Source organism: Sulfurovum xiamenensis, assembly GCF_030347995.1.
Taxonomy (GTDB): domain Bacteria; phylum Campylobacterota; class Campylobacteria; order Campylobacterales; family Sulfurovaceae; genus Sulfurovum; species Sulfurovum xiamenensis.
Map to the genome: position 1 here is coordinate 162,253 of NZ_JAQIBC010000002.1, position 22,558 is coordinate 184,810.

Below are 22,558 nucleotides of genomic sequence, written 5' to 3' on the forward strand. Positions count from 1 at the left end.
TATTTCATGATAAGACTTTTACTACTCTCTTTTGTATTTCTCACTTTGACTGCATGTGGAAAAGAAGAGGCAAAACCTGCAGTCTGTACCACAAAACCTATACAACCACTCCGGATCATCGATAAACCAATCGATTTCGGACCTGACCGCATCGCTATGACAAAATCGTATATAAAATCTCATTACGGCATGAACGTAGAGAATATTGAGATCACGCCAAAGATCATTATGCTCCACTGGACAGCAGAGATGGATTTTGACAAATCATTCAAGCGTTTGAAGCCTGAAAAACTCCTTTCTGACCGAAAAGACATTGTGAAAGCTTCAGCCTTGAATGTATCCTCTCAATTTATGGTGGCACGAGACGGGACCATATACCGTTTAATGCCGGAGAATTGGATGGCACGTCATGTGATAGGACTTAATTACTCCAGTATCGGTATAGAGAACATCGGAGGGAAAGACAATAAGATAGATGATCTGACACCTGAACAGCGTCAGGCCAACATTGACCTAGTGATGTATCTCAAGGCCAAATACCCTACGATCGAGTATCTTGTAGGTCATCATGAGTACAGACAGATGGAGAAGACAGCTTTGTGGTTGGAAAAAGACAAAGGATACAGAACAGTGAAATCTGATCCCGGTGAAAAGTTTATGTCCGATATAAGAAATGGTGTACAATGTCTCCATCTTAAAGCACCACCCAAAGGGAACGAATGAACTCCGCATTCAGTACCCTTGATTGGGGGATCTTCTTTGCATATTTTTTAATATTAACTATAACATCAGTACTTTTAAGTCGTATCAAGGTAAAGAACACACGTGACTATTTCGTCGGGGGGAATAGTGTTCCTATGTTTGCTGCAGCGATGTCTGTACTGGCTACTTCACAGTCTGCTGCTACCTTTCTTGGCGGACCTGAGTACTCATACGGAAAAGATCTGACGTTCATAGGATTCTATATTTCTGCTTTTTTGGCAGTTTTTTTTGTCGCTAAAGTGCTGATTCCACGTTTTTATGCGATCAAAGCGGTAACAGTCTACGAATTGCTAGAAAAGCGTTATGGTGAGAATGCAAAAAGAGAAGCGGGTATTATGTTTCTTATAGGACGTCTGTTTGCTTCTGGTGCTAGGCTCTATATCGGTGCATTAGCCATCTCCATGATACTCTTCTTAGATATTACATCCATACATGTTGCTATATCCATCTCGATATTAATGCTGGGTGCATTGGCTTATGCATACTTTGGGGGTGTCAAATCGATCATCTTTTCTGACATCATTCAAGCCTTTACTTATATTGGAGCGGGGATCGCAATATTGATCTACCTTTATATGAGTATGCATACCGATCTGTCTACGATTGTGTCTACCCTGCAGAGTGAAAACAAACTCAAGCTACTTGATTGGTCAATGTCTGGTGGATTTTCTGTTTGGACCTTGCTTGGTGGCTGGCTGCTTCTTAATATCGCTGCCTATGGCCTTGACCAGGACATGACACAAAGAGCATTGACCTGCAAAAGTACGAAAGAAGCCCAAAATTCACTTATGATGAGTATCTACCTGACTATCCCTGTAGCGTTACTTTTTTTAATGATCGGTTTGCTGCTTTACCTCTTTTATCAGCATCCTGAAATTTCTGGTTTGAGTACGGAAGTGGTACAAAAATTTGATGGGGAGAAGATCACTATTTTTATGTACTACATTTTACATGAGATGCCAGAGGGGATGAGAGGACTTGTGACCGTTGGTGCTGTAGCAGCTGCTTTATCCAGTTCCAATTCTGTCCTGGGTGCCATGTCATCTGTAGCCATAGAAGATCTCTATAAACCTTGGAAGCAAAAGAGAAGCAATGTAGATGAGATGCACTTTGTCAAAGCAGGGCGTAATGCAGTGCTTCTATTTGCTGTCGCACTCTCACTTATGGCGATGCTAAGCTACTACTGGCAACGTTACACAGAACTTCCACTACTTAGCTTTGCTCTTGGCGTGATGGCATTTGCATACACAGGCTTACTTGGTGTATTTGGTGCAGCTATCTTTACTAAACGCGGTTCTGCAACTACAGTGCCATTGGCACTTTTTGGTGGATTTATCACAGTACTGCTACTACAACCTTATGTGCTAGGTGCTGCACTGGACTTGAAACTTGGGTTTGCATGGCAGATTTTGGCCGGAACTTTTGTGGCGTTTGTCTTGATGATGTTCGGGAAAGAAAAAAGTACTTCAAATAATTAGTTTATTCTAGCTATGAAAAGAGAGGGTATGGATACACAAGATGAATTAGCGTACATAAGTGTTGAAAACAGCTGTTCCAGTGCAAAGATAGCATTACAAGGTGCTCATATCTTTGATTTTACACTGAAAGGAAAGGGCAGTGTACTCTTTCTGAGTCAAACATCAGCATTTAAAGAGGGGAAGGCCATAAGAGGTGGTGTACCCATCTGCTGGCCTTGGTTTGGTGCCAATGAAAGTGATAGCTCGCTACCCAATCATGGGTTTGCCAGAACTTCACTTTGGAAGCATCAATCGACTCAGATGTTAAATGATCGAGAGACCAAGGTTACACTGACACTGCATTCGTCACCTGAGACACTCGTACTTTGGCCTTATCTGTTTCATCTGACATTAGATATCTATGTTGGCGCGGTACTTAGATTAGAACTTACAAGTCAAAATCTTGATACTAAACCGTTTACTTTCACCTCTGCACTACATACTTATCTGGCGATTGATAACATCTATGAAACGCATGTAGAAGGTTTGGATGAGACATACTATTTCGATAAGACCCAAAATACTTTTACACTTCAAGAGGGTCATATAGATTTTAGCAAAGAGGTAGATCGAATCTATCAAAATGTCAATAATGATATTTTGGTAAAAGATAACAAGGTACATCATACTGTTCAAACAGAGGGGACGAATACGATTGTTATTTGGAATCCTGGAGAGGTTATAGCAAGTAGTATGGCTGATCTACACGATCACACTCAGATGCTTTGTATAGAGAGTGCCAATGTTTTAGATGATAGTGTGACATTAGCTAAAGGTGAATCTCACACCCTTAGGCATACAATTATCACTGAATTCAGAGACGTTTCAATCTCTCTATAGCTTCATCAAGCTCTTCTTCTTTTTTAGAGAAACAGAATCTTGCCAGATGAATACCTTCACTCTCTTGATAGAATGCTCTAGCCGGAACCGCAGCGATACCGGTTTTTTCTAGAAGTGTTACAACCTTTTGCTTGTCATCTTCACCTTCAAGTTTCGAAATATCGGCTAGTACATAGTAGGCCCCTTTGACATATTCAGCCTTCAGTCCTGCATCATTGAGGGCTTTAATGAACTTATCCCTTTTTTTCTGATGCTCTTTGGCTACATTTTCGTAGTAGGATTTAGGTAATTCGTTCAGTCCCTTGAGTATACCGTTCTGTAGCGGTGCAGGAGGACAGACATATACCAGATCATTAAAAGCAGAGGCTGCATCGATAATGCCTTTTTGTGTGATCGCATATCCAAGTCTCCATCCAGTGATCGAATAGATCTTTGAAAAACCTGAGATTACAACTGTTCTCTCTTTTAAACTCTCGATACTTAATGCAGATACAAACTCAAGTTCATCGTAGATAAAATGTTCATACATCTCATCACTAAAGAGGAAAAGATCGTTTTGGTTAATGACCTCAGAAAGCGTTTGAAGCTCTTCTTTTGTATACACTTTTCCACTGGGGTTTGAAGGATTGCAGATGAGTATGGCTTTTGTGTCTTCTGATATCTGATCTTTCAAGTTTTGAAAGTCTATTTCATAAGCTGGCGGATTCGTTCTGATGTATTTGATCTTACATCCTATTGATTTTAGTGTCGCTACGTGGTAACCATAGTAAGGTTCAAAAAGTATGACCTCATCTCCTTCATTGAGCAGGGACATAGCAGTAGCATAAAACGCTCCTGTTGCCCCAAGACTTACAAGTACATTGTCCACGTCGATACCCTGGTCATAAAAATCATTCTGCTTTTTAGCGATAGCGGCTCTTAACTTGTAATTACCGTAAGCAGAGGTATAGGTATTTTTTCCACGGTCTATCCCTTCTTTTGCACCTTCTACAACTGGTAAAGGTACTTCAAGATCACAAAGACCTTGTGCCATATTGAGTCCATTTTTTTCGTTACATAATATGGACATCGCTCTGATCTCTGATTGTGCGATATTTTTTGCTCGATTACTTAGTTTCATATTGACCTGACTTTTTTTATTTGTTGAAGTATAGTTGAACTTCACTTATATAAATACCTCGCACAACAGAATTGTCATATCACGCAATAGATCTTTACGTTTATCACCATATTAAGCAGTAAGTTTGTATAATCTTTCATACTATAAAACCTAGGTAATAGGTCTCCTATTATCCCACTGAAAAGATATATCGATGAATAAAGAACACTATATAGGTATCATGTCAGGTACATCACTTGATGGTGTGGATGTCATACTTTGTGAAATAGACAGCAACTCCTGTAAACTTATTACTTCTTTAGAGTATCCTATGCCTTTGGAGTTAAAGAGTGAAATACTCAGAGTGATAGAAGAGAATTGTACATTAGAATCTTTAGGAGAGATAGACCATCGTTTGGGTTTACTCTTCACACAGGCTGTTGGTGCTTTATTGATTCGTGAGAATATAGATCCATCAGGTATTAATGCTATAGGATTACATGGTCAGACACTTTGGCATGCACCGGAAGGAGAATATCCTTTCACGATGCAGCTTGGTGACCCTAATATTTTGGCTGCAAAGACAGGGATACCTGTTGTAGCAGATTTCAGACGTAAAGATGTAGCATTAGGTGGACAGGGTGCCCCTTTTGCACCGGCATTTCATGAATTTATATTTAGTAATATTAATTCGTCTGTTTCTGTGGTAAATATCGGTGGAATGGCAAATATTACTGTCTTAGGAGATAAACTTATAGGATATGATACTGGTTGTGGAAATGTACTTTTGGACATGTGGATAGCTGAACATCAGGGCAAGGCATATGATGAAAATGGAGAGTGGGCAAGCACAGGTGTTGTGGACTATACTCTTTTAGATAAAATGATGTCGGATGATTTTTTTCAAGAGCCTTATCCCAAAAGTACAGGTAGAGAAAAATTCAATAATGTATGGTTACAAAAGTATCTTTCAGGACATACGCATAACCCTGAAGATGTACAGAGGACACTTTTAGAACTTACTGCTATGAGTATCAGTAATGAAGTTTTGAAGTTCAACCCGGATATTACTTTGCTTTGCGGTGGTGGTGCCAAGAATACATTTCTTGTTGAGCGGATCAAAGTATTGATGCCAAATGTAGAAGTGGCTATCTCTGCTAATGCAGACCAGATAGAAGCAATGACCTTTGCATGGCTTGCATACAAACGTATACATCATCAAAAAGTCAATTTAAAGGACGTTACGGGTGCAAGTGACAATGCAGTTCTAGGAGGCATATATGTATAAAGAGTTAACAGAATGGTTGGAGTCGTTAGGTATTAATGACCCGGAACTTCAAATGTTACATGGGGATGCGAGTGCAAGAAGATACTACCGTCTTATAAACAGTGATGGTGGTATCGTGATGGATGCTTCAGAAGCCAAAGAGAGTGTACCTGTCTTTATCGGTGTAGCTCAAAGACTTACAGATGCAAATGTACGTATACCGACCATAAATGCCTATGATCTTGAAAAAGGTTTTGTGTTTTTAGAGGATATAGGCTCTACCCACCTCCTGGATAAATGTGTGGAAGGTGTAGATGCAAGGCCTTATTATGATAAAGCCATAGAAACATTGGTTCAACTCCAGACCACATCTTCTAAAGGTTTACTACCGTATGATCAGGGTTTTTTGCTCGAAGAGATGAATCTTATGACAGAGTGGTACCTAAAAGCATATCTGGGCACAACACTTGAATGTCTTGAAGGACGTATGCTTTTGGAGAGTTTCTCCCTGATAGCCAAAGAGGTATTGAGCCAGCCGCAAGGCATTTTTGTACACCGGGACTACCATGCACGCAATTTGATGATAGACAGCAATGACGAGATTGTGGTCATAGACTTCCAGGATGCAAGAGAAGGGGCTTTGACCTATGACCTGGTCTCATTGCTTCGTGATGCCTATGTGAAACTGGATAGAAGAGAATTACGCAGACTGATCCTGCTCTTTAAGGAGTTGAAGGGACTTGATGTAGAGGATGAGACGTTTATCCGCTGGTTTGATTTTACAGGCCTGCAGCGTCACATCAAGATACTGGGTATTTTTTCAAGACTGGCACTAAGAGACGGGAAAAAGAAATACCTGCAGGATATTCCACAAACGTTGAAGTATATCCTGGAAGTGGGTCAAAAGTACCCGGAACTGGACGGATTGATCGCTCTACTGAAATCACAATATGGTGAGTTCAAAGATGCACCTGTCACGATGAGAATATTTTAACCGCCTAATTAAGAAAGGATACACTACGATGAAATGTATGATACTTGCTGCAGGTTCTGGAACAAGAATGAGGCCACTGACCGACACGACACCGAAACCTCTACTTAAAGTAGGCGGTATACCTCTTATCGTATGGCACATAGAACGTCTAGCACATGACGGATATACTGATATAGTCATTAACATTGCACACCTGGGGTATCAAATCCCTGAAGCACTGGGGGACGGTTCAGAGTGGGGCGTGAACATTACCTACTCTGATGAACAGGAAGAGGGTGGACTTGAGACAGCAGGGGGCATCATCAAAGCGCTGCCATTACTTGGGGATCAGGCATTTTTGGTTCTCAATGGAGATATATGGACCGATTATGATTTTCAAGACCATAGAAAGCTTGCAGAAGGTATTCTCGCCCATTTAGTCCTTGTACCCAACCCGGAACATAACCCTGAAGGAGATTTCGCCTTAGATGGGAACAGGGTCATTGATAACAGGCAATACACTTTCTCTGGCATCGGGTACTACTCTCCAAAACTCTTTGATGGGGTACTCTACGGTAAATCTGCACTGGCACCTTTACTCAGAGTAGCAATCAAAGAGGGAAAAGTGACCGGTGAACTCTATGAAGGCGAATGGCTTGATATAGGGACACCAGAGAGACTGGAGCTTTTGAACGCCCAGTTGATGAATAGGTATTAACGCTTCTGTTCTTTCAAATATTTGGCCACTGCATCCTCATCGTTAGAGTGAGGAAGTATGACATCTGCTACGGCTTTTACCTCATCCAGGGCATTGGAAACGGCTACAGAGGTTCCTGCAAGCTTGAACATCCCAATGTCATTGACAGAGTCACCAAATACCGTTACATCAGCAGGATCTCGTTCTAGATAGTTCATAACCTTCTGAAGTGCATGGGCTTTGTCCCCTTCAGGGTGAAGTATCGTCAGGAAGTAGCCGTCTGAGTATTTTTCCGGGGAGAGTTTGCACTCTATGGCATCTTTGAATGTCGCTTTTAATTTCGATGTAAGAGGTTTCAGTGTTTTTTTATCACCAAAATAAACGATCTTCAGGTTCAACTCCATGGTTTTATTTTCAGGGTTGAACTGTAGTCGTGGATCATTTTTGTAGCCCTTGAGGACAAATTTCTGATGCTTATTCAGTTTACGAGGGTACAAAAATGCTTCATTGAGATCCATGTCTTTCAACCCTATGATAAAAGGGTCAATATCAAACTGTAATCCAACTTCAACGATGGCATCACCCAGTGCTTTGTTGATGGTTTTTAGATCTATGAGCTTTTTGTCCGGAGAGACAATCATCGTACCGTCTAATAGTATCATAGGGGCATCCAGATGGAGTTTTTCCAAAAAGTCATGGGTTTTTTGAAAGCTTCTTGCTGTGGCTACTGAGAGAATGGCATCTTTGCTTTTTGTGTTCCAAACTTCTCTGCTGAAATCACTGACACTCTGGTCCGTACGCAAAAACGTATGGTCGAGGTCAGTGATATAGATAGGTCTGTTGTGCATTAACTTGCAAATCCTGATTTAAAATTCGTTTTTGCCTGTACGATGGCTTTTTGTTTCTCTTTTTTATGTATATCTTTCTCCACAAAGATCTTTTTACGTGTGACAGGGTCCATCTCTGTGTAGTACATCACGGCAGAGTAGGTTCCAGGAGTCGGGGTAAAAACCTGTGCCTGTTCGGGGTTCATTTTAAGCTCTTCAGTCGTAAAACGTTTCAGTTCATGCATATCTTTCTCTTCACAACCCGGGTGTGCGGCGATAAGATAATAGGTAAGATACTGCTTTTTCCCCATATCTTTGTTGAGTTTGTCATACAGCCTTTTAAAGTCTATCAGTGTCTGTTTTCCCGGTTTTCCCATAAGATCAAGTACATGCTGCTGGGTATGTTCAGGTGCGACTTTCATCTGGCCTGAGATATGGTGTTCTACCAGCTCTTTGAGATAGGAGTAGCCCTTACGTTTGTCTTCATTGATCAGGTCATAACGTATACCTGAAGCTACGAAGGCCTTTTTGATCCCCTCTATGTTACGTACCTGTTTCATCATACCTATCACACGGGTATGGTCCGGTTTCATGGATGAACATAGATGTCGTGAATCTACACAACGCTGATGGTCGCAGGTACCGAGTTTGAGTTTTTTATTACACTCATAGCCGTACATATTTGCTGTAGGACCGCCAAGATCTGAGATGATGCCTTTAAAGTCTTTGTACTCTTTAAACTGATTGGCCTCTTTGACGATGGACTGTTCTGAACGTGTACGGATCGTACGTCCCTGGTGCACACCAATGGCACAGAAGTTACATTCACCCCAGCATCCCTGGTGTGTCATAATGGAGAACTTGATCGTCTCAAGACATTTTACTTTACCTTCCGGACGGTGGTAGGGGTGCAGTTCTCTTGTAAACGGCAGGGCAGAGACTTCATCCATCTCAGGTTCACTCAGATAATCGCATGGCGGATTTTGTATAGAGTAACGTGTGTCTACTTTCTGGCAAAGACCTTTTGCTGCGATGGGATCATTGTTGTCATAAAAAAGATCAAAAAGATCTATATACTTCTCTTTATCATCCAGACACTCCTGGTGTGAGGGAAGTTGATGATAATGCTCTACAGGCTCTTTGTTTATGTAGCAGACACCGCGTATGTCTCTCCACTCCTTACCTTGATCCAAGGCATGGGTAAGCTCACGAATCGCCTGTTCTCCCATACCATAGATGAGTATATCTGCCTTAGAGTCAAAGAGTATAGGTTTTCTAAGCTTGTTGCTCCAGTAGTCGTAGTGGGTGACACGTCTAAGTGAAGCTTCTATACCGCCCAGAACGATAGGTACCGTATTTTTAAAGTTTTGACGTATGAGATTGGTGTAGACCAGAACAGCTCGGTCTGGACGTTTGGTATTCTTTCCTCCGGGTGTATAATCATCAGAATTTCTAAACTTCTTTGTAGCTGTATAGTTCGCTACCATAGAGTCAATACTTCCACCACTCACACCCCAGTAGAGTCTCGGTTCACCCAAACGTCTGATATCTTTGTCACTCTTGATATCAGGCTGACCTATGATTCCAACCTTATACCCCAGCTTTTCAAGCATACGTCCGACTGTAGCCACACCAATGAACGGAGAATCTATATAGGCATCTCCAGAGATCAATATCACATCACACTGTTTCCACCCAAGTGCATCCATCTCTTCTCTGGTGGTAGGTAAAAAACGTTTTGCTTCTCTAAGATCAAGTTTGCTCATAGGGGTACCTTATTCATGCATCCAAAATACAGGAATTTCTTCTTTCATAGTGATTATTTTCGTATTATAGCCAATAAGTGTGAATTATCCTTATGATACCTATTATCCTTATAAAATGACTTTCTATATTTTGGTACAATAAGTATAGAGTTGATAATTTCCTAATGGGAGTAGAGATGAAACAAGAACCGATAGATATGCCTAAATTCAATCCTTTTACCAATATATGGGTGATACTGATCATGATTATGCTCGGATTTCAATTGTATAATTATATGTCATTGCAGAAACAGAGTCAAACACTCTCTTACGATGAATTTAAAAAGAAAATTGCAGAAAATAGTATCAAAGAGATACGAATCGATGGAGATCAGGTTGTAGCTACTTTAAAAGGTGAGATAGGTTCGAGACCTGCTTATGTAAGGACAACACTTCCTCCTTTTGAAGATAAAACATTATTAGCACTATTGGAAAAAAATCAGGTTGAGATGTTCGTGAAGTCACAAAAAGAGTCAGGTTTTTGGCTTGCTTTTTTTATGTTGCTGCCACTTTTTATCTTTATAGGGTTTATATTTTACAGTTCACGACGTATGAAAGAGCAATTAGGTGGTATGGGTGGAGGTGTATTTGACTTTATGAAATCCACGGCTAAAAAATATGAGAAACAAAAGGTATCTGTGACGTTTGATGATCTGGCAGGTGTGGAAAATGCAAAGATCGAACTCTATGAAGTTGTGGACTTTCTTAAAAATCCTGAAAAATATGAAAGAATAGGTGCCAAAATTCCCAGAGGGATCTTGCTGATGGGAGCACCGGGTACGGGGAAGACCCTTTTGGCAAAAGCAGTAGCAGGGGAGGCGGAAGTGCCATTCTTTTCCATCAGTGGTTCGGAGTTTGTTGAAATGTTTGTAGGAGTAGGGGCATCAAGGGTACGTGATCTTTTTAACAAAGCCAAAAAAGAAGCCCCTGCAATCATTTTTATCGATGAAATTGACTCTGTCGGGCGTGCCAGAGGTGCAGGTGTAGGCGGCGGTCATGATGAAAAAGAACAGACACTCAACCAGATCTTAGCTGAGATGGACGGTTTTGAGTCAGAAGAGCAGGTCGTGGTCATCGCAGCGACAAACCGCCCTGATGTTCTCGATTATGCACTGCTAAGACCGGGTAGGTTTGACCGTAAAATCACACTCAGTCTGCCCGATGTCAAAGCACGTGAAAAGATACTCAACATCCATATACGTAATGTTCAGATAGACAACTCTATAGATTTGGAGAAGATAGCAAAAATATCTATCGGTTTCTCCGGTGCAGATCTCGCCAATCTTGTCAACGAAGCAGCCATGCATGCAGCTAGAGAAGGGCAAAAGTATGTCACACAGGATGATTTCATGTATGCACGTGATCGTATCATCATGGGTGTCGAACAGGAGTTTGTCTTGGATGAAAAGGACAAGCAAAGAGTAGCCATTCATGAGAGTGGTCATGTACTTGCTGCACTGCTGCTTGAACATGCAGATCCTATAGAAAAGGTAAGTATCATTCCAAGAGGGCAGGCACTGGGAATGACAGAACAACTGCCGTTGAAAGATTTAAAAAACTTTCCAAAGGCCTATCTGCTAGACAAAATAGGGGTGATGCTTGGTGGAAGGGCTGCAGAACAAACACTGCTTGGTGATCTCTCTTCAGGAGCGGCCAATGATCTTAAAGAGGCAACGAGTCTGGCAACACATATGGTAAGCCAATGGGGTATGAGTGAAGTGCTTGGACCTGTTTACTATCAAAAAGGGGAAGATCATGTCTTTTTGGGGCGTGAAATGGCGATGCCAAAAGACTTCAGTGAAGCGACAGCCAAACTCATAGATGATGAAGTAAGGAAGATTATTACAGAAAAAGAGGAAGAGGTATTAAAACTTTTTCAAACCCATAAGAAAGAGATCAGTGCGCTTTCAGATAAACTGGTAGAAAAAGAGCTGTTATATCTTGATGAGATCAAGAGTATCGTAGATATATAGTTACAGAACAAGAAAGAATTTCCCGCTCTGCAACATAATGTTTGATTAGTTAAAATCAGGTTTAGGCGTTGTAGCAGTACTTTCCGGAAGCTGTGGATAAACAATCTCCGGTTTTTCACCTTTTAACGCTTTGAGGAATGTCACGATCTTTGCTGTATCTTCATCAGAAATATTTTTTCCAAGCTGTGTACGTCCCATCTCTTGAACCGCTTCAGCAAGGCTCCAGATCTGACCATTATGGAAATATGGTGCTGTCTCCGTCACATTTCTAAGTGTTGGTACTTTTACCATACCCTTCTTATCACCTTTGAAGTCACCTACATCTGCAAATTTATATGGTTTGATCATTGGGAATGGCATCATGGTTCCACCAAGTGCTACACCGTTATGGCATGATGCACATCCTTGATCCATAAATACTTGTAGCCCCTCTTTTTCAGCATCGTTCAATGCATCATCTTTACCATTGAGGAAGTCATCGTATCTTGATGGTGTGACCAATGTTCTCTCAAAGATACCGATCGTTGATGTGATCGTTGGGAAATCAACTTTTACATCGTTTCCATATGCTTTTTTAAACTCTTCCACATATGCTGGAATAGAATTGATTCTATCTACAACCAGTGAAGCCGGTGATGCCATCTCAGGTGCTGCCTGCATAGGGCCCTGTGCCTGATCTTCAAGGTGTGGACTTCTTCCATCCCAGAACTGAGATTTAAAGAAGACTGCATTGTAAACTGTTGGTGAATTCAGGTGGTGTGGATTTGCAACCCACATGTGACCTACAGCTGCCGGTGCTCCATCCGTTCCTCCAAGTCCAAGGTTGTGACAGGTATTACAGGAGATGATACCGCTTTTTGAAAGTCTTGGTTCAAAATAGAGTTTTTTACCTAGTTCCACTCTCTCAGGTGTAATGGTTCCATTTGGATCCGTAAGTTTGGTAAGCTCATTTTTATCTATTGGGATCGGTTGAAGCCCCATTGATTTTGCTTTATCAGCCAATGAACCAGCAAATAATACGGATGATGCTACAAGTGAAGCAGCAATTATTTTAGTCATTTTCATATAGTCTCCTTATAAATTTTATAAGTCATTATATAGTTGTTATACTTACATGTAAATAATAAAAATTATCATTTAATAAGTTTTTCTCTATTTTTATGAATTTTCCAAAATGATTTTAATTCTGTGCTCAAGATCCGGATTTACAAGTAGTGACAAGAGTTAAAAACTGGTATAATGTTTCTAACTTTGTATGCGTAAAGGCTAAGCTATGAAACACTACAGAGGCACCCGCAAAAAACTTACCACCTATATCGATCAGTTTCTTTCCACAGGTGAAACCGTGGAAAATATCAGAGATATCTGGTATAAGTTCAAAGGGGACATCGAACATCTCAAAAAAATGCCTGATGACAAGTGGGATATCTATGTCAACAGACTCATAGGCGAATATCTCTATGAACTCTTTTTGGATGGTGATGTGACGATCTACAGTCGACTCAACCTTATCACTAAGGGACTCAGTAATGACAAACACACCTATAATACCCCCATCGTGCTTTTCACAGAAAAGCCGACGAGAAGTACAGACATACTCTCCGAAGCACTGCAATGTGGTATCTATAGCAGTACCGGACAGATCCCATCTTTTGAGTCGGTGAATATTGCCCAATATCTTAACCGTACGGCCAAATACAATAAAGCCTATCTTATAGCCATTACCGACTTCGACCCATCCGGTGAATCCATCTTTCACTCACTTGCGGTGAAGGTCAAGAATGACTTAGGGCTCATTAACCCAGATATCGAATTTAGTGCTATCCCTGTGCTTTTTGGCAGTGGATATGAAGATATCGTCTCTCATTATCCCACTTATACCCTCAGCACCAATAAACAAAACAAACCCAACCAATCTTGGATAGAAAAGGGTCAGACACTTGGGGTTGAGCTCAATGTAGTAGAGAACAAAGCCGAACTCCTCGAATCAGCCATTCTGAAATCCGTCGCCCCGGAAGTTGTGGAAGCGTTGAGCCGATATCGATGGAAAAAAGAAAAAGAAGAAGAGCTGTTGTCTACCGACAAGCACTATAAGCAATTGCATGAGCAGTTAAGAAAGAGAGTAGAGGATATTAGAGAGGAGGTAGAGTCTATGGAAACGGTATTTGAAGCAAAATGGTCCACACCGATCGATGTAGATGGGGTCAAGGATATGACGAAAGAGAAGTGAAAATCCAAGAGGGGAGGGATTATCTTGACTTCTTTTTAACACCACATATGCATTGTTAGCTATTTTAAAGTTGGAAATGCAGCTGGATCTGTAAATGTCCAGTCTCGATCTTTGACTGGTGTATGACATGAGATACAGGACTTTCCTCCATCATTAAATGGCTTTTGTGACAGACCAAGCCAACGTGCCCAACCCCATCCGTATGTCTTACTATATTTCTTTGAGTCTCTAAACATAAATTCGGCATGGACAAGTTCTCCCGGTCCAGTTGCTGCCTTCCAATTTTTAAGTTGTTTATCCTTCCAAACGATCTTACCCAATATGGCCCCATCAGGCCAAGGGTTAATTTTTCCTGTGCGTGCTGCTTCGACTGCAATTGAATTACCCAATATTACTCGACTTGTGTTGTTATCAGTACGGTGAGAAACAGCTATCGCAGACCACATCTGCCAACCGACAGGATAGTCAATATTGTTTGATGGCTCTGGTGTATCCGCAAATGTATTGATAGTGGAAGAAAAGATCATCGCCAATGAAGTGACAAATAATTTAATAAGTTTCATTTTATATCCTTTTTTACAAGTAAATGGTGACTCACTTTATTTAGAGAAACATACTACTTTTATTAGAGCATGAATAGTATACAAGAAATGTCTGGAAGTTTCAATACATATAGTTATAAACTAATATATCGATACGCATATACTCTCTCCCATTGTCTCGATGGAGGACGAGTCACAAAACACTACTTTAACCTGTAGGTTATTTCTCTTCTCCAGCAATTTATGCTAAAATTCGCTTGATAAAATAGGATAAAATGAATGGGTATTTTTGCTTTACAATCACTTGCCGGAGGTTTCTTAGATGAAGATCTAAAGCATTTCAATAAGGTTTTTGATGATTGGTGTGTGCAGTTTGAGAGCGTGGAAGATGCCCAGCTTATAGTTGATACCCTAAAAGATGGCGATAAGGTAAAGATCGTAGAGATTACACCGTTAAGCTATCCAAAATACTTCTTTCCCAAACTTCAGGGTATCATCCATGCCACACGTGAACATGATGGAAAAATTATCTGTATCGTTGAACCGCAAATGGGTATGAGCTTCCGTATAGCTATTTGTGACATGAAGACCAAAAAGGTAAGAATGCTCCAGACCCGCTATAAAACGGCACAAAGTGTCGAAGGGGTATTTGCAAATCTCTCTTTTGAGTTATGAGATTTTCTCCCATTTCCTAGGTGTATGGTCAAGAATAAAGATCAGTATAGTATTAGCAGTACCTCTTTACTACTGGTGTAATGAGGTAATGTGTTAGAGTCAGTAGATTTGCTTATCCTCTTTCTCATTCCATTGTTCAAAAATCTTTGCGCATGCCTCGTAATCGATCTGCTTGAGCACAACACCATTTTTTTCCCACTTTATCATCTCGTAAAAACGAGCATCGTCGAAGCCACCTTTGGCCGCATCCAGTTTGGTCGTACCATAATAGACAGTCTCTATATGTGCCCATAAGATAGCCCCGAGGCACATCGGGCAGGGTTGTGTAGTGACGTACAGGGTACATCCGGAAAGATCAAAAGTGTCGAGTAACTTCGAGGCTTCCCTAATGGCGGTCATTTCGGCATGGGCCGTCGGATCATTTGTCGCCAGCACACGGTTGTGGGCTTTAGCAAGGATCTTGTCGTCTTTGACAATGACGGCACCAAACGGTCCCCCTTCATTGGTATTCATCCCTTTTATCGCTTCGTTATAGGCTATCTGCATCCATTTATTCATGGTTTAAATTATAGCATGTTAATCAGAGATCTATACCTACAGAAACTGATTCGTTCTGTATCGGGAGATATGGAACGGGTTAAGAGATCTGTTCTACAAGATCATTATCTGTAGGATAGCCTGGAACTTCAAAACATCTTCATCATTTCTTTGAATCTCTAAACATAAACTCGGCATGAACAAATTCTCCAGGAGCCGTTGCTGCCTTCCAATCTTGTAGTTGATCATCTTTCCAAACGATCTTCCCCAATATAGCCCCATCCGGCCAAGGATTGACATTTCCTTTACGCGCAGCTTCGACGGCAATTGAATTACCTAATATTTTTCTACTTGTGTTATTATCTGTACGGTGATAAACAGCTATCGGAGACCACTTCTGCCATCCTACAGGATAATTTATATGGTTAGACGGCTCTGGAGTATCTGCAATCGCAGTGAAAACAGAAGATGAGAGCATAGCCAATCAAGTTAAAGATATTTTTGTAACTTTCATTTTAAATCCTTGTTTTTGCGTTTTTTGAACGTATCAATTGTATCTTAAATAAACTCTCCTCACAGTATCTATATAAAGTGTGAGTAATATATCAAACCTGTCGATTTAGAGTCGCCTCTAATCCTCGATTCCAGGCAGATCTGCCACTCCAGGCTCGACCTGGACTTGTAAGCAGACATTAGTAAGTGCGAAAAGAACGTACTGAGAGACCAGGGAGATCAAATCGACGAAGTCCTTTTCAGAGAGAATCTCCTTGGTATGGTTCCATAATTTCGGCGAGATAGACCGCTCTTTCACGAAGGCATCAGTCAGTTCGAGAAAGGCGCACTCCCTCTGAGCAGAGAACGCTGCATAGGAACCGTGTCGAATAGCGTCGAGTTCTGTATCGTTGATGCCAAATTCTCTCCCGACCTTAACATGGTGTTTCCAAACATACTCGCTGCGATAGAGAACAGCCATGCGAAGGATGACCAACTCCTGCTCACGGACCGACAGTCCCATATTCGCTTTTGACGTCACCCAATAGTCAAGAAACGGCTCCAAGGTGTCCGGGTTATGCATTAGAGTACCGAGGAGATTGTACGGGAAGCCTTCTCCCTGGAGGCCTTTCCCGGGAAGACGTGCCAAAATTTTTAAGCTTTCTGGGCTCAAATCCTTAGTGGGTAAGGGGGTGATGCGGGATTCTGATTCATTAGGAAAAATCATCTTTGACTCCTTATTTGAACCGAAAGCGCTCTTTGGAAATCCAGTGGCCAAAATACCCACCACCACTCCAAAGAGCTTCACAACGACTCGCCTCGTGAATCCTTCGGTACTTAGTGTTTTCTTGCTTTTCATTATATTGCCTTTTGCATTAATACTTGCTACACTGTTTCTAAGTAGGGACTTATTCCTCAATACTAAGAGATCTGTTCTACTAAATCATTATCTGTAGGATATCCTGGAATTTCAAAACCATCTTCATCAAAAAAATGTTTTTTACCTGTATCCATACTAATGCATACCAGAGCGTACTCTTCGTCCTCACGAATCTCTTTAATAATAAATCTTTTGCCCATCCGGGTCTTCCATCTCTGACCTTCTTTGAATTCTATAAACTGATATTCCATTGTTTTACTTACTTTGCCTTCCCATTTGAGAAAGTATCACTTCTTCATCGGTATAAAGTTCAATATAAAAAGCATCTTCTCTTATGTACCTACCATAATAACATCCCCATCCTTTAAGATCATAAAAGATTAAGTCTCTTTTCTCATTCGAACAGTTTCCGTGGGAATGAGGATAATTAGTTTGTTAATTTCTATCTAATACAGGTTTCTCACGGTACGGGTGATTCTTTAAACGTGTATCTGATCTTATAAATGGCTTCGAAATGCTTTTTGTATTATCCACCCAGTCGTCCCAGTTAAAATCTTCAATGACTTTAGCTTGATAGCTTTCATGTAATGGATGACTCAGAATGTCGTTCACATGTGTCCACTGATAGAAACGTAAGAGATCGACCTGGTAGGGAGTAGGATTCCCTTTTGCATTTTTCACTTCCTTCTTCAATGCAATGACATCCTGCATGTTCACTTTTGCTGTCCAATTGATCTTTTCGGGTAGTACGACGGGTTCACCTGGAATATTATTGATACCTTTCTTCCATGTTCCTAATACAGCAACCTTGGTGTCCGTACGATACAGTAGAATAGCATGGTTATAATCTTTGTTCTTGAAGTAGCCAAGATTACCATATTGAAGTCGGGCACCGGTTAAGAAAGCAACAGCATCTGACCAGCAGGGCCCAGTTCCAGAAATACCCTTGAGGACACTTCTATCTATAATACCATCAGGGAAAAGGATCTCAAATGCGATTTTCATGATGTTCGCAGCATGGGTGGTTCCTTCGCAATCATGGCCATGCCACTTGATCATATCTTTTATCGTGACAGCATACGTGTATGGATAATACCTGCCTTGAGTTCCTTTTGTAGCAAGAATTTCAAAAACAGGTGCATAAGGCTTTGCTACCATGGGCGCATACCATGTAGGGATATTATCAGGCTGTGTTACGCCGGTTTCTATGAATGTATTCACCCCTTGCTTATAAGTAGGTTCCTGTGCAAGCAGGATATGATTAAATAACATTAAGATCAAGATTTGTGGGAAAAATAATCGTAGTTTCATGTAGAATCCTTTTTGTGTTCATAAGAACGATGAGTGATATACTTTTATCACTGCCATGAAGGTTCAGGCATACAACCTTTTGCAAGCTCAACAAATTATTAGTAGTATTTATAGTATACAAGAAATATATGTATATTTCAAGAAATAAGGTGATGAACTAATCTATGAATGTTTTAATATTTGGAGAAATAATGTTCTAATAGTTTTGAAAGTTTAAATTATAAGGCAGGAGATAAGAAGAAGAGGGTAGTTTTACCCTCTGTTGCTGCCTTGACCGCCGTTACGGCTGTCACGTCTGCCACCGCTACGGCTACCGCTTGAACGTCCGTTACGGCCATGTCTACTTCGGCCACCACTTCTGTTACCACGAGAACCACCACGGTTACGGCCACCACCGCCTCCGCCTCTGTTCTGCAGTGCTTTTTCGATAAGAAGTTCAACTTCTTCAAGACCAAGACCAATGTGGTCTTTACCTTTTACAAAAGTTTCTTCCTGAACTAAAGAAGCAAGAAGATGTGCGATCGTGACGATATCTAGATCATGCTGTAATGTTTTAACAAGATTGATCGCACTTTCAGTCACTTTAGTTTCAGAGATCTTAGCGATAAGCGCATCTGCACGGTTGTTTTGTACTTCCATACGTGTAGGGATCACTTGTGTAGTCATCTTCGTACCTACATCTTTTTCTATACGCTTAATGGTTCTAAGCTCATTAGGGCTTACTAAAGTGATCGCTTCACCTGTTTTACCACCACGCCCTGTACGACCGATACGGTGAACATAAGATTCAGAGTCAAAAGGGATGTGGTAGTTAAATACATGTGTGACATCATTGACATCAAGACCACGTGCAGCGACATCTGTTGCAACAAAAATATCGATACCACCTTGTTTGAAAGCACGGATCGTTACTTCTCTTTGCTTTTGTTCCATATCTCCGTGAAGACCAGAAACTTTAAATCCTTGTGCTGTCAAGTGTGCAACCAGTCTATCAACCTCTTTTTTCATACGACAGAAGATAATACATTTGTTTGGATTCTTATAGTCGATAAGTCTAACAAGCGCATCATCTCTCTCTTTCTCCTGTACAACATAGTAAAGTTGCGTGATAGAAGTGTTTGTACTCTCTGACTTCGTAATAGAAACGGTTTTAGGGTTTTTAAGGATCTGCTCTGCAAGTTTTCTGATACTGTTTGGCATTGTTGCTGAGAACATAAGTGTTTGACGTTCTTGAGGAAGGAAAGTAAAGATATTCTTGATCTCATCCAAGAATCCCATATCAAGCATTTCATCAGCTTCATCAAGCACAACGAACTGAGGATTCATTTTGATCTTTCCGCTCTCAAGCAGATCTTGAAGTCTACCCGGAGTCGCCACAACGATAGAAGCTTGTTTTATACGGTCTATCTGTTTACCATACGCTGTACCACCATAGACAGTAGCTGTTTTAAGTCCGCTCATTTGACCGAAACGGTAGAGTTCATCACTCACCTGCATTGCAAGCTCACGAGTAGGAACGATCACAAGTCCCTCAACAGAACCGTCACCTTTCATCATGCTCATGATAGGAAGACCAAATGCAGCAGTCTTACCTGTACCTGTCTGTGCCTGCGCGATCATATCATGACCTTCTAATACTAAAGGAATCGCATCTTTCTGAACCGGGCTCGGTTCAGTAAATCCAGCTTCTGCTATAGCAGTCTGAATAGTCTCTTTTAAATTAAAATCTGTAAATTTCATGTAGTGTTTTCTTTATATTGATATTGTGTGGGGTGGTAAAGTCTTGGCGATAGAACGGTTCTAAAGTTACAAGCATGTTATCTGGCACTCAATGCCGATACCCCTGCTGCTAAAGCAACTGGGTGCACCCTGTTTTATGCAACTTGATACCAAACTATCACACGCCAATGCGTTGTAAAAAGGAGATACATGTTATGTATCTAAATAAGGAGTTTGATACTCTCTTGCAGTAAAAGTTCGGAATTATAGCATAATAAACAAGATAATGCTAGTGATATTTTAAATTCTTATAGTTTTTTAAACAATTTGTTATAATTTTACTACACTAAAATGCTAAAAACTGTATGTATCACTCTCGCAAGAGCAGGGCCTGGAGTACATCCAAACCCTCTTTACATCGTTTCAAAGTCTTTTGTCTCTTTGACAATATCATTGATCTGTCGTTGTAAGTATTCAGGAAGAGACGGGATTTTTAGATCCAAAAAGCCTTCGATTATCAAAGATTTTGCCTTCTCCTCTTCGATACCCGATGCCATCAGGTAGGCAAGTTCATCTTTGGAGATCATGCCCACACTTGCTTCATGAGAGAGTTCAAGGTGCGGGTCCTCTCCAAGTAGTTCTGGGATCGCGTGAATGTAGCCTTTTTCACTCAGAAGCAACCCGTTGCAGGCCATTGAACCCCTGCCATTGGGGTGTTTACCGATGATCTCTCCTCTGGTTATTACTTCACCACCATTAGAAACCACACGGCTGATAATCTCGGATGATGCTCCATCACCATTTAAGATAACCGTCGATCCGACATCAAACTGAGAATTTTCAGGTGCATATATGACAGTATAAAATTCCCCGAGTCCAGATTCTTCTATCACTGCAAGTGGATTCATCTGCAGTTTTTTTACACTAGTCATCGCGACATAGTTTGAAATAAATTTTGCATCTTTACCAACATGTGCAGCACTTCTAGGGTAAACTTCCACCTCTTTCCCCCAACTATGGATCATAGTACTGGTGAGTGTGGCACCATCTTTGACAAAGTACTCTGTGACACCGAGATGGCGTCCGGATGTGACATGTGCATTGGCTGTACATCCATTGATAAGGTGAAGCTCAGAATCCTCTTCAGTAATCACAATATTATGCGTGCACTGGGTGAATTTATCGGTATTGATCATGTAGCAGGTATAGACTGGAAGAGTAATTTTGACTCCTGCCTTGACACGGATGAAATAGCCCAGCAACACATCACTGGAGGCTACCTGCTTGACATAATCGTCTTTGTCTTTATCTACAAGCGTAAAGAAAAGTTCTTTGAGCCATTCATATTTTTGCAATGCTGTATTGATGGGGAGGATCTCAAGTCCTTCAGCCGCGGAGTGTGTGTCTAGAATATCCCAATCTTTGGCAAAAAAATTTGCCGATCGTTCCTCTTTTTCATCATATGCGACCTTTTTTAGAGTTGTTTTCGTAGCTTCATCCAGTTGCTTCATATGTGATCCTTTGGTTTCTTATAACACTCTGCACACCCTGTAAAACCCAACCTCTTAATATCTTCCATAAGTGATTTAGGATTACCCGTGCAAACGATCTTACCATCCATGAAAACGTGTCCAATATCAGCGTCGATATAGTTAAGAATATGGCCCGTATGTGTGATAATTATAGCAGAACGTACACGCAGTTTCATCGGCATTTCTTTTTGAAGAATCTTATTGATCGCTTTTGAGATTACGGCAATATTTTCAATATCAACACCTGATTCGGGTTCATCTATTAAAAGCAGGTCAGGACTTTGTGCATAAAGTTTCAGTACTTCAGCCCTTTTGAGTTCTCCGCCAGAAAAACCGACATTGAGCTCTCTTTCTAGAAAGTTTTCCATACTGAGCGCTCGAATCTCATCATCAAGGTCATCGGAACGGTTGATCGCATGAAGAAAGTTTCGGAGAGTCACCCCTTTGATCTTTGGCGGATGCTGAAAAGACATACCTATACCCAGATTGGCGATCTCATCTGTTGTCATATCTTGTATATTTTTGGATTTTACTCGGATCTCTCCACTATCAATGCTATAGCCGGGAAGTTTCAAAATCGTATTGAGGAGGGTGGATTTTCCAGAACCGTTGGGACCGAAAATAACATGCACTTCACCTTTGCCCACACTAAGGTTCATCTCTTTGATGATCTGTTTGTTCTCTACGGAGACATAGAGATCTGAAATTTCTAATAGGGGTCCATCCATTTTAAACCCTTTCTTTCTCAGAGACTGTTTAATACACAAATCCAGTGTATATCACTAATATAAATTATATCATAAATATTTCTATGAGTCTGTATCTAGATGTGAAAGGCGAAAGGGAAATACCGTGTATTAAAAAAGGTGTTTAATACACG

At 40.9% G+C, this 22,558-nt stretch carries 22 protein-coding genes; 9 read left to right on the plus strand and 13 right to left on the minus strand.

The annotated features are described in order from the left end of the window. Positions 1-6: 6 nt before the first annotated feature. From PF327_RS03930 to PF327_RS03940, 3 genes are read left to right on the plus strand one after another with little or no spacing between them, the layout of a single operon-like run. The gene (locus PF327_RS03930) at positions 7-723 is read left to right on the plus strand and encodes an N-acetylmuramoyl-L-alanine amidase (protein WP_289401446.1); all 717 of its coding nucleotides are present in this window, start codon (positions 7-9) and stop codon (positions 721-723) included. After that, a complete protein-coding gene (locus PF327_RS03935) occupies positions 720-2,240 on the plus strand; it encodes a sodium:solute symporter (RefSeq protein ID WP_289401447.1) in 1,521 nt (506 codons plus the stop codon). The genes PF327_RS03930 and PF327_RS03935 overlap by 4 nt, the downstream gene beginning before the upstream one ends. Positions 2,241-2,267: 27 nt before the next feature. After that, entirely contained in the window at positions 2,268-3,119 is an 852-nt protein-coding gene (locus PF327_RS03940; protein WP_289401448.1) for a D-hexose-6-phosphate mutarotase, read from the plus strand. Here the strand turns inward: PF327_RS03940 and PF327_RS03945 are convergent. Next, a complete protein-coding gene (locus tag PF327_RS03945) occupies positions 3,094-4,239 on the minus strand; it encodes a pyridoxal phosphate-dependent aminotransferase (protein WP_289401449.1) in 1,146 nt (381 codons plus the stop codon). The genes PF327_RS03940 and PF327_RS03945 overlap by 26 nt on opposite strands. Before the next feature lie 193 nt (positions 4,240-4,432). On the opposite strand from PF327_RS03945, the gene PF327_RS03950 reads away from it, so the two are divergent. Genes PF327_RS03950 through murU form a run of 3 tightly spaced genes read left to right on the plus strand, consistent with a single transcriptional unit; the run spans position 4,433 to position 7,176 of the window. Continuing rightward, a complete protein-coding gene (locus PF327_RS03950; RefSeq protein WP_289401450.1) occupies positions 4,433-5,506 on the plus strand; it encodes an anhydro-N-acetylmuramic acid kinase in 1,074 nt (357 codons plus the stop codon). Beyond that, positions 5,499-6,479, plus strand: coding sequence for an aminoglycoside phosphotransferase family protein (locus tag PF327_RS03955; protein WP_289401451.1), 981 nt, complete (start codon positions 5,499-5,501; stop codon positions 6,477-6,479). The genes PF327_RS03950 and PF327_RS03955 overlap by 8 nt, the downstream gene beginning before the upstream one ends. 28 nt (positions 6,480-6,507) lie before the next feature. Beyond that, complete coding sequence (murU, locus tag PF327_RS03960) at positions 6,508-7,176, plus strand: N-acetylmuramate alpha-1-phosphate uridylyltransferase MurU (RefSeq protein WP_289401452.1); 669 nt, start codon at positions 6,508-6,510, stop codon at positions 7,174-7,176. On the opposite strand, the gene PF327_RS03965 is transcribed toward murU, so the two are convergent. Both PF327_RS03965 and PF327_RS03970 read right to left on the minus strand, forming a co-directional pair. Then, positions 7,173-8,003 (minus strand): HAD family hydrolase, encoded by an 831-nt coding sequence (locus PF327_RS03965; protein WP_289401453.1) that lies wholly within the window; start codon positions 8,001-8,003, stop codon positions 7,173-7,175. The two genes, murU and PF327_RS03965, sit on opposite strands and share 4 nt — an antisense overlap. Then, positions 8,003-9,748 carry a YgiQ family radical SAM protein gene (locus tag PF327_RS03970; protein WP_289401455.1) on the minus strand — a complete coding sequence of 582 codons (1,746 nt, stop codon included), beginning with the start codon at positions 9,746-9,748 and terminating at the stop codon, positions 8,003-8,005. The genes PF327_RS03965 and PF327_RS03970 overlap by 1 nt, the downstream gene beginning before the upstream one ends. A 176-nt stretch (positions 9,749-9,924) precedes the next feature. Between PF327_RS03970 and ftsH the strand changes: the two genes are divergently transcribed. After that, a complete protein-coding gene (gene ftsH / locus PF327_RS03975; RefSeq protein WP_289401456.1) occupies positions 9,925-11,760 on the plus strand; it encodes an ATP-dependent zinc metalloprotease FtsH in 1,836 nt (611 codons plus the stop codon). 45 nt (positions 11,761-11,805) lie between these two features. Here the strand turns inward: ftsH and PF327_RS03980 are convergent, their stop codons facing one another. After that, on the minus strand, positions 11,806-12,825 hold the full coding sequence (locus PF327_RS03980) for a cytochrome-c peroxidase (protein WP_289401457.1): 1,020 nt from the start codon (positions 12,823-12,825) through the stop codon (positions 11,806-11,808). A 208-nt stretch (positions 12,826-13,033) separates the two neighbouring features. Between PF327_RS03980 and PF327_RS03985 the strand changes: the two genes are divergently transcribed. After that, entirely contained in the window at positions 13,034-13,990 is a 957-nt protein-coding gene (locus PF327_RS03985; protein ID WP_289401458.1) for a hypothetical protein, read from the plus strand. Positions 13,991-14,049: 59 nt separating this feature from the next. On the opposite strand, the gene PF327_RS03990 is transcribed toward PF327_RS03985, so the two are convergent. After that, on the minus strand, positions 14,050-14,517 hold the full coding sequence (locus PF327_RS03990) for a cytochrome P460 family protein (protein ID WP_289401459.1): 468 nt from the start codon (positions 14,515-14,517) through the stop codon (positions 14,050-14,052). A 294-nt stretch (positions 14,518-14,811) separates the two neighbouring features. On the opposite strand from PF327_RS03990, the gene PF327_RS03995 reads away from it, so the two are divergent. Further along, complete coding sequence (locus PF327_RS03995; protein ID WP_008242860.1) at positions 14,812-15,207, plus strand: hypothetical protein; 396 nt, start codon at positions 14,812-14,814, stop codon at positions 15,205-15,207. A 99-nt stretch (positions 15,208-15,306) separates the two neighbouring features. Here the strand turns inward: PF327_RS03995 and PF327_RS04000 are convergent, their stop codons facing one another. From PF327_RS04000 to PF327_RS04035, 8 genes are all read right to left on the minus strand, one after another. Next, positions 15,307-15,753, minus strand: coding sequence for a nucleoside deaminase (locus PF327_RS04000; RefSeq protein WP_008242858.1), 447 nt, complete (start codon positions 15,751-15,753; stop codon positions 15,307-15,309). 154 nt (positions 15,754-15,907) lie between these two features. Beyond that, positions 15,908-16,222: a cytochrome P460 family protein gene (locus tag PF327_RS04005; RefSeq protein ID WP_289401639.1), complete on the minus strand. Its 315-nt coding sequence runs from the start codon at positions 16,220-16,222 to the stop codon at positions 15,908-15,910. A gap of 153 nt (positions 16,223-16,375) precedes the next feature. After that, a complete protein-coding gene (locus PF327_RS04010; protein ID WP_008242853.1) occupies positions 16,376-17,095 on the minus strand; it encodes a carboxymuconolactone decarboxylase family protein in 720 nt (239 codons plus the stop codon). A 62-nt stretch (positions 17,096-17,157) separates the two neighbouring features. After that, positions 17,158-17,367, minus strand: coding sequence for a hypothetical protein (locus tag PF327_RS04015; protein ID WP_008242852.1), 210 nt, complete (start codon positions 17,365-17,367; stop codon positions 17,158-17,160). Between the two features lie 184 nt (positions 17,368-17,551). Further along, the gene (locus PF327_RS04020) at positions 17,552-18,427 is read right to left on the minus strand and encodes a formylmethanofuran dehydrogenase subunit E family protein (RefSeq protein ID WP_289401461.1); all 876 of its coding nucleotides are present in this window, start codon (positions 18,425-18,427) and stop codon (positions 17,552-17,554) included. A 252-nt stretch (positions 18,428-18,679) separates the two neighbouring features. Then, complete coding sequence (locus PF327_RS04025) at positions 18,680-20,167, minus strand: DEAD/DEAH box helicase (RefSeq protein ID WP_008242847.1); 1,488 nt, start codon at positions 20,165-20,167, stop codon at positions 18,680-18,682. A gap of 392 nt (positions 20,168-20,559) precedes the next feature. Further along, the gene (locus PF327_RS04030; protein ID WP_008242846.1) at positions 20,560-21,657 is read right to left on the minus strand and encodes a SufB/SufD family protein; all 1,098 of its coding nucleotides are present in this window, start codon (positions 21,655-21,657) and stop codon (positions 20,560-20,562) included. Then, positions 21,654-22,406: an ABC transporter ATP-binding protein gene (locus tag PF327_RS04035; protein ID WP_289401462.1), complete on the minus strand. Its 753-nt coding sequence runs from the start codon at positions 22,404-22,406 to the stop codon at positions 21,654-21,656. The genes PF327_RS04030 and PF327_RS04035 overlap by 4 nt, the downstream gene beginning before the upstream one ends. Between the last annotated feature and the right edge of the window lie 152 nt (positions 22,407-22,558).

Excerpts from the sequence above, each read along its gene's own strand:
- PF327_RS03930 (WP_289401446.1), top strand. The coding sequence starts at position 7 with ATGATAAGACTTTTACTACTCTCTTTTGTATTTCTCACTTTGACTGCA.
- PF327_RS03935 (WP_289401447.1), top strand. The coding sequence starts at position 720 with ATGAACTCCGCATTCAGTACCCTTGATTGGGGGATCTTCTTTGCATAT.
- PF327_RS03940 (WP_289401448.1), top strand. The coding sequence starts at position 2,268 with ATGGATACACAAGATGAATTAGCGTACATAAGTGTTGAAAACAGCTGT.
- PF327_RS03945 (WP_289401449.1), bottom strand. The coding sequence starts at position 4,239 with ATGAAACTAAGTAATCGAGCAAAAAATATCGCACAATCAGAGATCAGA.
- PF327_RS03950 (WP_289401450.1), top strand. The coding sequence starts at position 4,433 with ATGAATAAAGAACACTATATAGGTATCATGTCAGGTACATCACTTGAT.
- PF327_RS03955 (WP_289401451.1), top strand. The coding sequence starts at position 5,499 with ATGTATAAAGAGTTAACAGAATGGTTGGAGTCGTTAGGTATTAATGAC.
- murU (WP_289401452.1), top strand. The coding sequence starts at position 6,508 with ATGAAATGTATGATACTTGCTGCAGGTTCTGGAACAAGAATGAGGCCA.
- PF327_RS03965 (WP_289401453.1), bottom strand. The coding sequence starts at position 8,003 with ATGCACAACAGACCTATCTATATCACTGACCTCGACCATACGTTTTTG.
- PF327_RS03970 (WP_289401455.1), bottom strand. The coding sequence starts at position 9,748 with ATGAGCAAACTTGATCTTAGAGAAGCAAAACGTTTTTTACCTACCACC.
- ftsH (WP_289401456.1), top strand. The coding sequence starts at position 9,925 with ATGAAACAAGAACCGATAGATATGCCTAAATTCAATCCTTTTACCAAT.
- PF327_RS03980 (WP_289401457.1), bottom strand. The coding sequence starts at position 12,825 with ATGAAAATGACTAAAATAATTGCTGCTTCACTTGTAGCATCATCCGTA.
- PF327_RS03985 (WP_289401458.1), top strand. The coding sequence starts at position 13,034 with ATGAAACACTACAGAGGCACCCGCAAAAAACTTACCACCTATATCGAT.
- PF327_RS03990 (WP_289401459.1), bottom strand. The coding sequence starts at position 14,517 with ATGATCTTTTCTTCCACTATCAATACATTTGCGGATACACCAGAGCCA.
- PF327_RS03995 (WP_008242860.1), top strand. The coding sequence starts at position 14,812 with ATGGGTATTTTTGCTTTACAATCACTTGCCGGAGGTTTCTTAGATGAA.
- PF327_RS04000 (WP_008242858.1), bottom strand. The coding sequence starts at position 15,753 with ATGCAGATAGCCTATAACGAAGCGATAAAAGGGATGAATACCAATGAA.
- PF327_RS04005 (WP_289401639.1), bottom strand. The coding sequence starts at position 16,222 with ATGCTCTCATCTTCTGTTTTCACTGCGATTGCAGATACTCCAGAGCCG.
- PF327_RS04010 (WP_008242853.1), bottom strand. The coding sequence starts at position 17,095 with ATGAAAAGCAAGAAAACACTAAGTACCGAAGGATTCACGAGGCGAGTC.
- PF327_RS04015 (WP_008242852.1), bottom strand. The coding sequence starts at position 17,367 with ATGGAATATCAGTTTATAGAATTCAAAGAAGGTCAGAGATGGAAGACC.
- PF327_RS04020 (WP_289401461.1), bottom strand. The coding sequence starts at position 18,427 with ATGAAACTACGATTATTTTTCCCACAAATCTTGATCTTAATGTTATTT.
- PF327_RS04025 (WP_008242847.1), bottom strand. The coding sequence starts at position 20,167 with ATGAAATTTACAGATTTTAATTTAAAAGAGACTATTCAGACTGCTATA.
- PF327_RS04030 (WP_008242846.1), bottom strand. The coding sequence starts at position 21,657 with ATGAAGCAACTGGATGAAGCTACGAAAACAACTCTAAAAAAGGTCGCA.
- PF327_RS04035 (WP_289401462.1), bottom strand. The coding sequence starts at position 22,406 with ATGGATGGACCCCTATTAGAAATTTCAGATCTCTATGTCTCCGTAGAG.